The 13,869-nt window shown below is 42.7% G+C and carries 13 protein-coding genes; 4 read left to right on the plus strand and 9 right to left on the minus strand.

Features of this window, described 5'->3' with window-relative positions; translation table 11 throughout:
- Positions 1 to 4: 4 nt before the first annotated feature.
- The 5 genes from K08M4_RS07375 to K08M4_RS07395 all read right to left on the minus strand — a co-directional run bounded on the left by K08M4_RS07375 (position 5) and on the right by K08M4_RS07395 (position 5,622).
- Entirely contained in the window at positions 5 to 997 is a 993-nt protein-coding gene (locus K08M4_RS07375; RefSeq protein ID WP_086049407.1) for an ABC transporter substrate-binding protein, read from the minus strand.
- A 611-nt stretch (positions 998 to 1,608) separates the two neighbouring features.
- Positions 1,609 to 2,298, minus strand: coding sequence for a P-loop NTPase family protein (locus K08M4_RS07380; RefSeq protein ID WP_086049408.1), 690 nt, complete (start codon positions 2,296 to 2,298; stop codon positions 1,609 to 1,611).
- Entirely contained in the window at positions 2,298 to 4,397 is a 2,100-nt protein-coding gene (locus K08M4_RS07385) for an SLBB domain-containing protein (protein ID WP_086049409.1), read from the minus strand. Before K08M4_RS07385 ends, K08M4_RS07380 begins: the two co-directional genes overlap by 1 nt.
- On the minus strand, positions 4,394 to 5,230 hold the full coding sequence (locus tag K08M4_RS07390; protein ID WP_086049410.1) for an OmpA family protein: 837 nt from the start codon (positions 5,228 to 5,230) through the stop codon (positions 4,394 to 4,396). Before K08M4_RS07390 ends, K08M4_RS07385 begins: the two co-directional genes overlap by 4 nt.
- A 62-nt stretch (positions 5,231 to 5,292) precedes the next feature.
- Complete coding sequence (locus K08M4_RS07395; protein WP_086049411.1) at positions 5,293 to 5,622, minus strand: STAS domain-containing protein; 330 nt, start codon at positions 5,620 to 5,622, stop codon at positions 5,293 to 5,295.
- Positions 5,623 to 5,933: 311 nt separating this feature from the next.
- Between K08M4_RS07395 and K08M4_RS07400 the strand changes: the two genes are divergently transcribed.
- Positions 5,934 to 6,776 carry a DNA ligase gene (locus K08M4_RS07400; protein ID WP_086049412.1) on the plus strand — a complete coding sequence of 281 codons (843 nt, stop codon included), beginning with the start codon at positions 5,934 to 5,936 and terminating at the stop codon, positions 6,774 to 6,776.
- Between the two features lie 130 nt (positions 6,777 to 6,906).
- On the opposite strand, the gene K08M4_RS07405 is transcribed toward K08M4_RS07400, so the two are convergent.
- Positions 6,907 to 8,277, minus strand: coding sequence for an MATE family efflux transporter (locus K08M4_RS07405; protein ID WP_086049413.1), 1,371 nt, complete (start codon positions 8,275 to 8,277; stop codon positions 6,907 to 6,909).
- 151 nt (positions 8,278 to 8,428) lie between these two features.
- On the opposite strand from K08M4_RS07405, the gene K08M4_RS07410 reads away from it, so the two are divergent.
- Positions 8,429 to 9,040: a riboflavin synthase subunit alpha gene (locus K08M4_RS07410; RefSeq protein ID WP_086049414.1), complete on the plus strand. Its 612-nt coding sequence runs from the start codon at positions 8,429 to 8,431 to the stop codon at positions 9,038 to 9,040.
- A gap of 145 nt (positions 9,041 to 9,185) precedes the next feature.
- Here K08M4_RS07410 and K08M4_RS07415 read toward each other — a convergent pair whose 3' ends face one another.
- Both K08M4_RS07415 and K08M4_RS07420 read right to left on the minus strand, forming a co-directional pair.
- Positions 9,186 to 9,389 carry a CPXCG motif-containing cysteine-rich protein gene (locus tag K08M4_RS07415; protein ID WP_012603956.1) on the minus strand — a complete coding sequence of 68 codons (204 nt, stop codon included), beginning with the start codon at positions 9,387 to 9,389 and terminating at the stop codon, positions 9,186 to 9,188.
- A 105-nt stretch (positions 9,390 to 9,494) separates the two neighbouring features.
- The gene (locus tag K08M4_RS07420; RefSeq protein ID WP_086049415.1) at positions 9,495 to 10,361 is read right to left on the minus strand and encodes a fructosamine kinase family protein; all 867 of its coding nucleotides are present in this window, start codon (positions 10,359 to 10,361) and stop codon (positions 9,495 to 9,497) included.
- Between the two features lie 470 nt (positions 10,362 to 10,831).
- On the opposite strand from K08M4_RS07420, the gene K08M4_RS07425 reads away from it, so the two are divergent.
- Positions 10,832 to 11,176: a DUF3802 family protein gene (locus tag K08M4_RS07425; RefSeq protein ID WP_086049416.1), complete on the plus strand. Its 345-nt coding sequence runs from the start codon at positions 10,832 to 10,834 to the stop codon at positions 11,174 to 11,176.
- 50 nt (positions 11,177 to 11,226) lie between these two features.
- Here K08M4_RS07425 and K08M4_RS07430 read toward each other — a convergent pair whose 3' ends face one another.
- Positions 11,227 to 11,712 carry a C40 family peptidase gene (locus K08M4_RS07430; protein WP_086049417.1) on the minus strand — a complete coding sequence of 162 codons (486 nt, stop codon included), beginning with the start codon at positions 11,710 to 11,712 and terminating at the stop codon, positions 11,227 to 11,229.
- Positions 11,713 to 11,816: 104 nt separating this feature from the next.
- On the opposite strand from K08M4_RS07430, the gene K08M4_RS07435 reads away from it, so the two are divergent.
- Entirely contained in the window at positions 11,817 to 13,862 is a 2,046-nt protein-coding gene (locus K08M4_RS07435) for a methyl-accepting chemotaxis protein (RefSeq protein WP_086049418.1), read from the plus strand.
- Positions 13,863 to 13,869: the final 7 nt, after the last annotated feature.

A 13,869-nucleotide genomic window follows, 5' to 3' on the forward strand; every position in this document is an offset into this window, starting at 1 on the left:
GCTCTTACAGCTCTGCTTCAACTTTCTTAGCCACTTCTTGAGAAACCCATGGGTGCCATATTTCCGGGAACTCACTCAAGAAATGGATACTCACTTCTTCACCATCCGCTTGGTTGTCTTCCATCCAAGCAAGAAGTGAGTTCATTTTGTCGTTAGTGAAACCACGTTTAGTGAAGTAGTCGTAAGCCTCTGGTGCTCTCGATGCGAAGTCTTCTGTAGTGACGGTGTGCACTGGTGAAGGCGGGTACATGGTCGCTTTAGGTGAATCACAGTCTTCTTTAGTGGTACAAGTTAGGAACTCTTGTTCATTAACACCACTGCCAAAGTCAACTTTAACCATGTCGTATTTACCTAGAACGGCCGTTGGCGCCCAGTAGTAACCAAACCAAGCTTCTTCGCGCTCGTAAGCTTTTGCGATAGAGCCAGATAAGCCGGCACTCGAGCCCGGATCAACAATCGTGAAACCGCTGTCTTCGAGCTCAAGAGCGTTAAACAAGTTTCCGGCGCTGATCTGACAGTTCCAGCCCGCTGGGCAACTGTAGAATGCTGATGCATCTGGGTCTTCAGGGTGCTTAAACAAGCTAGCGTTTTTACGTACACCTTCGATGGTTGCGATCTCTGGGTATTGTTTAACTAAGTAAGCTGGAACCCAAAAGCCTTCTTCACCGCCATTCACAAGTGCTTTACCTGCGTAGCGAAGACGTTTTTCTTGGACACCCTTATCCAATGCATCTTTTAAGCTGTTGCTCCAAAGTTCAGGTGCTACATCAGGCTGGCCTTTTTCAATCATGGATGTGCCTGTTGGCATGGTGTCGCCAGGGATAAGTTCGGCATCACAGCCGTAACCATGTTCTAGGATGAATTGGTCAATATTGGCGATCAATGTTGCAGAGTTCCAGTTCATATCTGCGATTGTTACGCTGCCACATTCTCCAGCGTTAGCATTACCGCTGGCTGCTGCTACTAACAAAAATACGGAGCTTAACTTGTATTTCATATTGAGTTTCCTTTCTCTTTAATAATACAACTAAGGTAACCAAGGTAAATTGATTATCTAAATTGCTCGATGGTGATCCTTTCCGTGTATTTGAACCATTTGAGCAGAAGGAGGGATGGGGGAAGTTTGAATAGATAAACGTGCAAAGTAAGTGAAGTGTGATTTGCCAATTCATCCACTGCGTTTCAACAGCCATCGGATAACTTTGTCAAACTATTACAAATTCGTCAAAAACCACCTCTATTTATAATCTTAGGGAATAATCGTACGAATTCCATCTTTGATGCGATTTACATGGCACTTTAACCGTCTGTGTCACATTACCGCTAAAGTTAGGCATGGGGCTGTTGATTTCTGAAGGGATTTAAAGGTGGTAAGACCATGGTTGGCGTGTGTGAAATGCGTTGAATTGTTTTTAAAATCTTATTTTCAATAATAATTTCGCCAAAAACACCAAATTTGGTTTTGGGGTATTTAGAGCTGTCGCTGCATGAAATTTAATAGGTATGTGGCTGTCATGGTATCAATGACAGCTATACAGTTGCGTAAGAAACCTATAGTTGTACAAGAAAACTATCGTTGTACAAAAAAGCTATCTTGGCACAGAAAAGTTACATCGGCAGATTTAAAAACTCATTTTGATACAGCTTATTTGCCAAGCTATCGCGAAGTTTAGTGGGAAGGAATTTCATTCGATTGATTTGTCTTACCAACTCTTGTGCAAAGCTAGGTGTTTGTTTCATGTTCATCACACTGCCCATTAGATTAATACTCTGTGCATCAAGCAGCTTTTTCGCTTGTTCTAGGTGGTGACTTGACGTTTCACCATAGGCGACAACCATCAATGTGCTGTCACAGGCACTCGCAACAGACTGCGCAGGAATGTTGCCTTTGTTTATGTTGAGAAGCGGTGAGGTATCAATGATGACTCGATCGTATTTCTCTAGCCATTTATTCACCACTTTTTGTAACGTTGTCGGATCTTTATAAGCAAGCTGTGTTGATGCAATTTGAGGTGCTGGGACACCGATAAACGTACGATGAGACTCAACATGTTCAATTAACTGTCCCTGTTGATTGTCTTCCAACATGTTCAAATCTTTGAAAGCTGGGTTATATAAATTAAGGTCAACATAAAGTGTTGAATGACCGGCAAGAAGAAAGCGCTCGGCTAATGCAGTGGCAATGGACGTTACCCCGTCACCTGAATGACAAGCGGTCACACAAATCGATTTCTGTCCGTTTAGTTCAGAAGCCAAATACAGTTGCTCAACTTCGGCATGGGTCGCTGAAATAGTCATTATAAAGCTCCTATTAAAACAATCGTGGTAGTTAGACGAAGTATGTCTTCTAGACCTACTCGAGCCTTTTCCATAAAGCTTTCACGTCGATCTGGGATGTAAATTGTGTCGCCTGCACGAAGTACAGGTAGATTGTAAATATTGGCCGTTTTGCTGAACTCAACAAGGTCGAAGGTACGAGCTTGACCTTGGCAGCAAGACATATTGACAATGGTAATCTTCTCTACAAAAGCATTTTCAGTCGGGCCAGATGCCTCAGCCAAAATGTCTAAAATGGTCATGTTGTCGTTGAATACATAACGACCTGGATTGTTGATCGCGCCAAGAACACGAACTGTTTCTTCTTTGGGTGTATCCAACCAGTTCTTCCCTTTCTCTGGGATGTAAATGGTGTCACCGGTGGTTACGTTTGGCAGTAATGATTCATCACCCGTTTCAAAGTACAGCGATAGATTGAGTTTGCTTACTTTAGAGTAGGTTTTATCGCGGTGCGTTACACGCACGTTGTGTATATCGGCGTCCTTAGTAGGCCCGTCAGCTGCAGACAAAATGTCAAGAAAGTGCATGTCTTTGGTGAAGCGATAACGACCGGGAGCATTAACTTGTCCAAAAATGTAAATCGAAGCATCAGAACTTTGGCGAACCCACTGTGACTTATTGTCTGAAGGGTCTTGTGGTAAGTCGTGAACGCGAACGATAGAGCCTGCACGAATTTGCGGCATCAAATCTCGTGGTGCGCCATTTCTGATGAAATCATCAAGATTAAACACAACTAGCTTTCTACCGGTCACAACTTCAATTTTTGATGTATCAGCGCGTAGCGTAGGGCCGCCGACGTGAGCTAATAATCCCATGAAGTTCATTTCATCTGACCATTCAATACGGCCAGGTCGATTCACTTCACCAATAACGTTAACCGCTCTGTCTGGCGCGATCTTCAACCAAGACTTCTCGTTCATGTCAGTTTTCTCTGGAACGAAAATAGCGTCACCGGCTTTAATGCTTGGAGGATTAGAGTTAGGTAGGCCTTCTGTGTAAGCCGCTAAATCGAACTTAAGCACTTGACCATCTGCTTTGATCACACGTATTTGTCGTGACTCAGCAAATCGAGTCGGACCGCCAGCATTGGCAAGGATATCCATGAAGGTAGCGTCTCTTTTTCCTTCAAAAGCACCGGGAGCGGCTACTTCACCCATAACGTAAACCATGTTTGCGCCGGACTTGATCTCTTCTTCTTGCTTAGGCACGAAAATGGTCGCACCCGGGCGTAAGATTGGAAGCAGGCTTTCGTCACCAGAATCTAAATAACGTTTAAGATTGAACAGCGTCGGTGTGTTATTTGAAATCACACGAATTTGCTCAACACTGGCATAGCGAGTTACGCCGCCCGAACGCATTAGTACGTCGACAAGGTCGGTGTTCTCTTTATAAGTGAATGACCCCGGTGCATTTACCTCGCCAAATACTTTAATGGAATTACGAGAATCTGCACTGTCGCCAGAGTTAGCCAGCTTTGCGGCGTCAAACTCTTGCTCGATGTTACCGACTAGTGGAGAAGCAGGAACAAAAAGCGAATCCAATGATTGCAGAGTAGGTAGCGTTGATTCGTCACCTGAATCAAGGAAACGTTTGTAGTTAAACTCTTTCTTATCGGCGCCTCGCTTAAGAATCAATTTGTCCAGTTGCGCGCCTGGGCGTAATCCACCCGCTGCGTAAAGCGCCATTTGGATGCTAGAACCCAATGCCAGTGTGTATTCGCCAGGCTGTTCTACATAACCCTGAACGTAAATAATGATTTGTTGTTCTTTGACGTACACCGAAGCGTTAGAAAGATCTTTATAAGCGGTTGCCAACGACTCTAAAACAACTGTATTAAGTTGCTCACTATCATAACCGGCCACAAATACGGCGCCCACTTCAGGAAGGGTAATGCGGCCACGTTTATCGACTTGGAATCCTGTGTTTAACGTGCTTTCTCCGGGGACGTTAACTTGGATAAGATCACCGACCTGAACTGCGTCTGAAAACTCTTCGCTCGCATTCACGACATTCGTAAAGCTTAGCGATAGGGTGATGATAAAAGCGATCAATAATTTCATAATCCACCTCCCATTTTCTCGGCATTTTTAGGGGAGATAACTTCGATGCTGACTCGACGGTTAGTTAATCGCGTACCGTCCGATTCACCTTCAAAAAGAGGAACGGTTTCACCAACAGATACCGCTTTGATTCGTTGAGCACCTAAGCCAAAAATAGTTAGGTAGCGTTCGACTTGTTTCGCTCGTCCAAGTGCTAACTTATCGTTGTATTCTTCGGCACCCGTTGCATCAGCGTGGCCGGTAACAACAAGGTCTAGAGATTTATGTTCTTTTAGTAGTGTGGTCGCCTCGGCAAGTCGCCCCATGTACTTTGGGTTAACTTCGGTAGAGTTCTCTGCAAATTGGTTGTCAACATTAAGCAGGTCATACAACTGTTCGATAACCGACAATTGCATTCTAAATTGGTTTTCATTTTTTGGTGGTTCACAGCGGGCTTGTGAGGTCACATAGTCCAGTTGGACTTCAAGTTCATTTAAGCGTTTTCTTTGAATGACTAGGTCGTTGGCTGCATCTAGAAGCAAGCCACCTTGCAGTTCACGAGCGATACGATTTTGCTTCTCTATCGCTTGCACAACAGCAGCGGGGAAGCACCAACGTGCGCCTTCTTGAATCAAGGCATCAAGATGTAATTTAGCCAGTTGCCAATCAAAACGTAGTCCGTGTTCAGGACCAAGAGGTTCGTCTGGCATGACAGGAGAAAAGTCGGAATTTTGATAGTTGATAGAATCATAACTTTCAGCCAAACCCCCTGAGCCTTGTTCAGGATAGCTAGTACAGCCACCCAGAACGAGAGCGGACAGAGAAAGGGCTATGTAGTTTTTCAGTATTTTCATGCCAACGTCCTATGTTTTTACTTTTTATTATTATGTTTTGTTACTTCTAGCTTAGTGGATCTTCATGAATTTGTAGGATTTTTTGAATTTACTGGGATAGCGTGACCTATGCGTAACAGGTTCATAATTTCAAGAGGCTGGCCAGTCACATTTTCAAGTCGCATGTTGCGTTCACGCTCAGTTAAACGTTTAAACATGTAAACAATCGCGCCAACACCAGATGAATCTAAAAACTCAACTTGGCTAAAATCAACTTCGATTTCAGGATGGCTATCGTTGGAAATTACATCATCAATGTCGGTCTGAGCATCTCGACTGCCTGCTGCATCAAGATCACCGAAGATAGAAAGCGTCAGTGTCGTTGTATTTAAATCAATCTTACGTAGTTCCATAGCGATATCTCCTTTTGAGTATGTTTGAACAATTGCACTGAATGTGCCAACTTTTATATTGTTATTTTTCAGCGACTTATATTTACCACTAATTCCCATCTCAAATTGAGAAAAGGCGTTTCTCAATTTGAGAACTAAAAATGGGTGAACATTTGAGACTCATAAGTCATTAGTTATGTGAATGAAAATGAAAGCTAAATAAGGTTGGCGTGTCGATCGCATCTTCTATGAAAGGTTGTCTAACAGCGTGTTAGAACACTTAGGATTAAAGGAATTTGTTGACCACAACAGTTATCAATACGGAGCAGGTGATGAGATTAACTAAATTGGCGATAGCAACTCTATGGGCGTGTTCGCTTTCTTCTCATTCATCCTATTTACCTCCCGACCATTTGGTACTGGCCAATACATACCAACAAGGCATTGATGTTTCTGAATACTGGAAAAGTGAAAAGCTTGATGGGATTCGTGCTCTTTGGGACGGACAACACCTTTATACTCGAAACGGAAATCGCATTTACTCACCGAAGTGGTTTACAAAAAAATTGCCAAAGGTGCACCTTGAAGGGGAGTTGTGGGCAGGTAGAGGTAAGTTCCATCTAGTCCAATCGACTGTTCTCGACCATACGCCCAGTGACGTAGCGTGGCGCCAAATAGATTTCATGTTGTTTGATATGCCAGAGGCTACTGGCAATTATCAAAAGCGCTATTACAACATATTACATTGGGTAAGCGTGATTGGAGAACGTCATGTCAGCTACATCGAACATGTACCGATTCAAAATGAAGAAGCTCTGTTTTATCAATTAGACAATGTCGATGAACGTAATGGCGAAGGTTTGATGCTCAGAAAAATTACCAGTCGTTATCAAGCAGGTCGAAGTAATGACCTGTTAAAACTGAAAAGGCATCACGATGCCGAAGCCACAGTTATTGGCTACAAAGGCGGGACAGGTAAGTATAAAGGGATGATGGGTTCGATTTTGGTTCACACGGAAGAGGGTGTGGAATTTTATATTGGAAGCGGGTTCAGTGATAAAATGAGACTCGCACCGCCTGAGATCGGCAGCCGTATTACCTTTCGCTACAATGGCTTTACTCAAAATGGAAAACCCAAGTTTGCGCGCTTTGTTCGAGAAAAGAGTGAGTATTAAGGCATACTAATTTGTCTGCGAAAACAAACGATCGCACCCTAAATTTTACACCCATAAACTAAAAGAGCTCTGAAAATCAGAGCTCTTTTTAGTATTCAATATCTGGGATATCGGTTGAGTGAGTTAGAACTCAGCGAGAGCTAAATTCTAACTGCACATCGTCGTCTTGTTTGTGCATCCAGTGTAGACGCATACCTAGCATAATAGCTGCTGACGTTAGACCGACAATGAACCCAACCCAGAAGCCGTGCGCGCCCATAGGCTCAACAATCCAATTTTTCATTCCTAAAATGTAGCCAATAGGCAGACCAAGCAACCAGTAAGCAACGAAAGTAATGTTGAAGATCGAACGCATGTCTTTGTATCCACGCAAAGCCCCTGCAGCGATAACTTGGATTGCGTCAGTACATTGATAAACTGCAGCGAACAATAGTAATTGCATTGCAACAGTAATTACCGCCGTATTCTCTGTGTACAGTAACGAAACTTGCTCTCTGAACAATACAGTTAATGCCGCTGTCATAAAGGCGGTTACCAAGCCGACGATGATACCCACGTGTGTTGCAATTTTCGCACCTTCAGTGTTGTTTTCACCAAGCTTATGGCCAACACGAATACTCACGGCGGCACCAATACTCATTGGTATCATAAATATCAGTGACGAGAAGTTAATTGCAACCTGGTGTGCGGCGACAACCAAAGACCCAAGAGGGGCAACCAACAAAGAAACAACAGCGAATAGCGTTACCTCAAAGAAGATAGCAGCAGCAACTGGAAAGCCAAGTTTAAACAAACGAATTTGTGCTTTGAGCTGAGGCTTGTGGAACGTACCGAAGATATTGATTCTAGCCAAACGCTTTGATGTTAAAACGTAAGCGAACAGCAGAGCAAACATCACCCAATATACGATAGCCGTTGCAACGCCACAGCCAACGCCACCCAGAGCGGGAGCGCCAAGTTTTCCGTATACGAACATCCAGTTAAGCGGGATGTTTAATAGCAAGCCAATAAAACCAATCACCATTGCAGGCTTAGTTAAAGACATACCATCAGTAAAACTTCTCAATGTTTGGAACAGCAAAAACGCAGGCACAGCAAACATCACCGCGTTCATATAGCCGATGGTCTTTTCCGCCATAAGTTGCTCAATGTCCATCCACTCCAATATCAGCTGCGTTTGGAAAAGCACGCCAATGATAGGTAACGAGATGACGAGAGCCAAAAATACACCTTGCTGAATCTCAAATGGAATTTTTACTTGGCGGCCTGAACCATTCAGTTGTGCAACAACAGGAACCAACGCCATCAAAAGACCCACACCAAATAGTATTGATGGTAGCCAGATACTTGCAGCAATCGACACCGCCGCCATATCAATAGCACTTACGCCACCGGCCATAACAGTATCGACAAACCCCATTCCAGTTTGTGCCACAGATGCGATCAATACTGGGGTCGCAAGTTTGATTAGATTCGAGGATTCTTCTTTGTAACGATGCACAAACAACTCCAAATAAGAGGGAAAATTAGAATAATAGTGTAGGAAAGGACATTCTGAAGGAATCAGAGACAATGATCTTAAGCTTCCACTGGACGAATCATAAAGAAATGTCACAATAACTGCTATGAAAAACTGTTACTAAAGGAATCTTATGTTTACAGGTATCGTTCAAGGCATGGCAACACTGGTTGCTATGAACAAAAAAGAGTCGTTTCAAACTCATACCATTGAGCTAAGCGATGAAATGATTGAAGGATTAGCCATTGGTGCTTCAGTAGCTCATAACGGTTGTTGCTTAACGGTAACGGAAATTTCGGGCAATCAGATTGCTTTTGATTTAATGCAAGCGACATTGCGATTGACGAACTTAGGCCAACTGAATGTTGGTGACAAAGTGAATGTTGAGCGTGCAGCAAAGTTTGGTGACGAAATTGGCGGGCATAGTATGTCTGGTCACATTACGTTGATGGCGAACCTAGTGGACGTAGTTAAGACAGAAAACAATCGCACGCTTTGGTTCGAGCTACCGCAAGAGTCAATGAAGTATGTGTTAAGCAAGGGTTACATTGGCGTCGATGGTTGTTCATTGACGATTGGTGAAGTGGAAGAGAACCGTTTCTCTGTTCACCTTATCCCTGAAACGCTAAATCGTACTTTGTTTGGTGGCCGTGAAGTGGGTGACCAAGTCAACATTGAATTTGATCCGCAAACGCAGGCGATTGTTGATACTGTTGAACGTGTATTAGCAAACCAGAAGTCGTAGTGACGGTTTATCAATAGCATTTGCCCCCAGAGCGACACTAAGTAAAAGCCGAAAATATTAAAAAGATCACATCAGGTGCTCTTTTTTGCGTTTTGGCTTGGTCTATGAATAGCTTTCATTTTGTCTCAACAAGCAAAGGCAACACTTAGAAAACTTGTTCATCGTCTGCATCAATTGACAGATGGATTCTATCTCTCAATTCATCTACCTGCATGTCGAGATGAATGGCGTTGCAACATGCTGGACAATCGTCATAAAAATCTTGGCTCCCATTAGAAGCATCAAGTGTTATGCTGATTGCATGCCCACAATGGGGGCAGGAAACATGTTTTTCTGTGTATTTATGCATCGCGAACTCTCCTCACTGTAACTTGTACCAATCGTAGTAGCTTATATAGAAGCGATATCTAACGTTGCAACTTATATCGATCGTAGTAGCTAGCTGTGATTGGTATTAAACGGCCTGTATCTTCTGAATACACGCCTCAGTTTGTGCTAAATATTCGCCGCCAAATTGATTGCAGTGGTTAAGAAGATGGTACAAGTTGTAAATGTCTTTCCGATCAGTATAGCCAACGTCGAGGGGATTGACGCTCTGGTAACCTTCATAAAACTCTTTCGGAAAACCTGCAAACAATTCGGTCAACGCTAAGTCACATTCATGATCGCCCCAATAACATGCGGGGTCGTAACAGATTGGCCCAAAGGCTGAGTTAGCAACATTACCGTTCCAAAGGTCGCCATGAAGCAAAGAAGGGCGAGGGTTGTGGCCAGCTAGACGCATATTAACTACATCAACAATGTCATCGATATCACCGAATTCGATGCCTTTTTCTTTTAACAATTGAAGTTGGAAGCCAATGCGTTGCTCAGAGAAAAAGCGCCCCCATTTCTTGTGCCAAGGGTTGGGTTGAAGGGTGCTACCAATATAATTGTCTTGGTCACAACCAAACTCTTTCTGTTCACCCCATTGATGTAATTGGGCAAGTTGAACGCCAAAGTCATAGCTATTATTGCTTGTTTCAAGCGGCTTAGTTGGCAAGTAATTTAGAATAATGAATGAGCATTCTTTGGTTTTGCCAATCAGTACCAACTCAGGCACATAAACGGTGGAGGTTTCTCTTAACAAGCGCAAGTTCTCAGCTTCGATTTCAAACTTAGGTAAAAATTCTCGCTGATTCACTTTTACAAAGTAGCGTTCATTACCATCGCTGATCATATAGCAATCGTTAATGTCACCACCAGAAACCTTGTTACGTTCAGTAATCTGAAAGTTAAATAGAAGAGTATCTGAAAGTTGTTGAGAAATGGCCTGCCACATAGGAAATCCTCAAAGACTGAAAGTTAAAAAGATTGAAGGTTATGAATACTGTTTGTTTATTAGCAATAGTTTAGGATAAATCTGAGCAATTTATAGACGTACTCGTCAATGTTCTTATCTCTTCTGCACCGTATGTAGAATCAATTGGCTGATTTGTGAACTCGAACTGATTCAAGCCCTTTGAAATACAAACAGAAATCAAGAACAACGTAGTGAAATAGTTTGGAACTAATCTCACGGCATGATGATTTTCATACAATAGAATCGCAGAAATAGGTTGAGATTATTTTTCACTATATTTTAGGTGTGTTTGGTGAAGTTAGGGTGTTTTGATTGAAATTTAAGCTTAAATGCTAACTCGGATCACTTTAATACAGTTTTTAGTAATAAAGAGATGACAAACAGACTCATATACATAGTATTAGGTAGGTACATATTAATCTGCTCTTGAGCTTAAACGGAGATTTATTGTGGTTGTAGAAACCGATGGCTATTTAGCTTTAATCGAACACTTATCATTTAACTTGAATGTCTTTACTAATACTAATGGCGATACAGGCAATGAAAGTGTAGAAGACATCATCACTGACATGATATCCACGAACATCATGGCTATTTTCGAGCAAAACCCAGAGTTACATTCGAGCGTTAGATTTCAACTTTTGAAAGAAGCGGATTCAGTGGTAGCTGATTTAGGTGAAGTGTTAGCTGGTGTATGGGCAAAGAAAGCGACTAACGAACAAATAGTATTCCTAGATGAATACATCGCATTAGTGAAAAATCTGTTTGATAGTGCTGTCGCTAAATACGACTAACTATTTATTTGTACATTTGCCTTAGTAAACAGTGATAGGCGTTTAAATCGCTATAAACGCCTAAAGTGCCAAAACTTAGAAGCCCAGTAAGGGTTATCCAACCTCGATATAATGACACCTTTCGATGTAGAAGCATGTAGGAATTGATTGTTTCCTAAATATACACCGACGTGTCGTACCGTCATCGAAGTCTTGAAAAATACCAAATCACCGCTTGTTGCCTCCCCGTAATCTACTTCTTGTCCCTTCTTACTTTGATCTTTTGTGGTTCTTGGTAGAGCTTGCTGGGTCGCTTTCTGCACGGCGATTTGAACAAATGCGGAGCAATCAACGCCTCGAAATGATGTCCCACCAAAATGGTATGGCACACCTTTCCACTGCTCATACACTCTCATATACGCATTGGTCGTCGATTGCTCGGACTTTGACAGCGGTTTCTGTGCAGTTTGACGAAGCTGAGAAGGCGATGGAGACGCGCTACAAGCGACCAATGTCGTAAAAGTTATTGTAACCAAAGCCATTTTTATGATTTTCATATGTAACTCTTCTGACAAAAAACTGAAATATAAACGTCATCAAGGACTTCTAGTATACGGACTAAGTTAAGGATATCTCTTTTCGCAGTCAAACTGGATTTCATATGCCCGACACAAATTTATCAATAAAACCCTCACGTTATACATTCTCGCTCATTCAAACCGTCACTGCTGTATTTATTTCCATTCTTTTGCTCGTTATCTTTTTATCTATGGTCAGTATCCGAGGCGTCGATCGGGTCGGGGGACATTTTGAAGCACTGTCAGAACAAGCATTACCTCTCGCATTACATAACGCTGAATTAACACAAAGCGTGTTGGAGCAGGTAAAACTTCTTACTTATAGCACCCAGTCTACCGATCTCAATACGCTTAACTCGACTCGCAGCGCAATCGACGAGTTAGTCGCCGAAAGTAACCAAACGTTAGAGGAACTCCTTTTTTTATCCCAATCTTTTGCTGACGTAATTTCTGTTGAACAAAAACAAAATCTAACTGAGAACATGGTGACCTTACAATTGATGGCTAGCCAAGTGTTGTCGTCTCAAATTGAAATTCAGAATAAGCAAAACCTCATAGATAGCCAAGTCACCGCGTTTCGTTATGGCGTGAGTTCTATTGGTCCAGAAATGAATCGCATCAGCTCTTTCCTCGTTCAGAACAATCCTGAAGCGTACGATGCGGCAAACCGATTCACAGCGAGTGCTTCTGCAATGGCGAATACTTTCTTAATGCTAATGATGCAATCGGACTTAGAAAAAGCAGAAGACGAATACAGAGAGCTTAGAAATCGAATCGCAGGCATTAACCTAGCGTATGACGACTTTTCTGAATGGCACCCTGACATTGTAGAGTTCGCAAGCTTAACGGCGCCTTATGAGATGGTTCAAGCTGGCTTCGCTGACAACGGCGTATTAAGACAAATCCTGCAAAAGCTAAAACTTGTCGAGCAACAAGAAGCCGACTTAGATAAAGTCATTCATCTGGCTAACACAGTGATAGGTACCTTAAATCAACTGTCGAACACCGCTTCCATTTTGATTGATGAAAGCGAGTTTGTGGTCAATCAGACAATAGCAACGATAGACAAAGTACTATTTATAAGTGGATTAGTGATAACGGCCATCATTTCTATTTCATGGTTCGTATTGCGTCGCTGGGTGAACAAAGGACTCAGAAACATTACTCACCAAATGAGCTTACTCGCGGAACACGATTTTTCAACACAAAGTCAATTAGTTGGCCCATTGGAATTGCAAGTTATCGCATCAAAACTTAATTGTGTTGTCGACTCAACCGCTGATTCGGTGCGTTTGGTAACACGAAACTGTGAAACGCTTTATCAAACAGCGGAAGTAAGCCACGACGCTGCAGAGCAAACTAACTCAAGCTTACACGAGCAAAATGAATCACTACAGAACATGATTACCACCATTACAGAGCTTGAAGCATCGATTGGTGAAATTGCTCGTATCTCTAACGCCTCGAATGATGACGCCCAACTTGCTGAAAATGAGTCAGTGACAGGGAGCCAAGTTATTGGACTTAACCAACAGCGACTGCATGCACTAGAACACTCTCTAAGCATGAATGAAGAATCGATGGCCGACTTAGACGGACGTGTTAAACAGATTCGCGAAATGGTCGACATGATCAGTGGCATTGCTGACAACACTAACTTACTCGCATTGAATGCAGCAATAGAAGCCGCTCGAGCAGGAGATCAAGGCCGAGGCTTTGCAGTGGTTGCCGATGAAGTCAGAAAACTAGCCAGCGATACTTCTCAGCAAACCACTAATATTCGAGATATGATGAATGAATTGGTGGCTGCAGCTGATCGCTCACGGGCGTCTGTAACGGAATCGAGAAATGAAATGGCGAATGCTCTGGAAACCAGTGGCGATGTAAAACAAGCCTTTGAGAAAATCGAATTCGCGGTTACCCAGATCAAAGGACGTGTTGAGCAAATCATGGTGGCTACCGAGCAACAAGCTCGTGCGACAGTCGACGTAACGCATTCAATCACCCGAGTATCTGAACAAGGTGAAAATACGAAGTTACAACTTGAATCCATGATTGAAAGTTCAGAGCAAGTCGGTGAGATAGCAGGGCACCAACAAGCTATGCTTCACAAGTACATCCTGAAATAAATGATCG

This window comes from Vibrio syngnathi (assembly GCF_002119525.1).
Taxonomy (GTDB): Bacteria; Pseudomonadota; Gammaproteobacteria; order Enterobacterales; family Vibrionaceae; genus Vibrio; species Vibrio syngnathi.

Excerpts from the sequence above, each read along its gene's own strand:
- K08M4_RS07375 (WP_086049407.1), bottom strand. The coding sequence starts at position 997 with ATGAAATACAAGTTAAGCTCCGTATTTTTGTTAGTAGCAGCAGCCAGC.
- K08M4_RS07380 (WP_086049408.1), bottom strand. The coding sequence starts at position 2,298 with ATGACTATTTCAGCGACCCATGCCGAAGTTGAGCAACTGTATTTGGCT.
- K08M4_RS07385 (WP_086049409.1), bottom strand. The coding sequence starts at position 4,397 with ATGAAATTATTGATCGCTTTTATCATCACCCTATCGCTAAGCTTTACG.
- K08M4_RS07390 (WP_086049410.1), bottom strand. The coding sequence starts at position 5,230 with ATGAAAATACTGAAAAACTACATAGCCCTTTCTCTGTCCGCTCTCGTT.
- K08M4_RS07395 (WP_086049411.1), bottom strand. The coding sequence starts at position 5,622 with ATGGAACTACGTAAGATTGATTTAAATACAACGACACTGACGCTTTCT.
- K08M4_RS07400 (WP_086049412.1), top strand. The coding sequence starts at position 5,934 with ATGAGATTAACTAAATTGGCGATAGCAACTCTATGGGCGTGTTCGCTT.
- K08M4_RS07410 (WP_086049414.1), top strand. The coding sequence starts at position 8,429 with ATGTTTACAGGTATCGTTCAAGGCATGGCAACACTGGTTGCTATGAAC.
- K08M4_RS07415 (WP_012603956.1), bottom strand. The coding sequence starts at position 9,389 with ATGCATAAATACACAGAAAAACATGTTTCCTGCCCCCATTGTGGGCAT.
- K08M4_RS07420 (WP_086049415.1), bottom strand. The coding sequence starts at position 10,361 with ATGTGGCAGGCCATTTCTCAACAACTTTCAGATACTCTTCTATTTAAC.
- K08M4_RS07430 (WP_086049417.1), bottom strand. The coding sequence starts at position 11,712 with ATGAAAATCATAAAAATGGCTTTGGTTACAATAACTTTTACGACATTG.
- K08M4_RS07435 (WP_086049418.1), top strand. The coding sequence starts at position 11,817 with ATGCCCGACACAAATTTATCAATAAAACCCTCACGTTATACATTCTCG.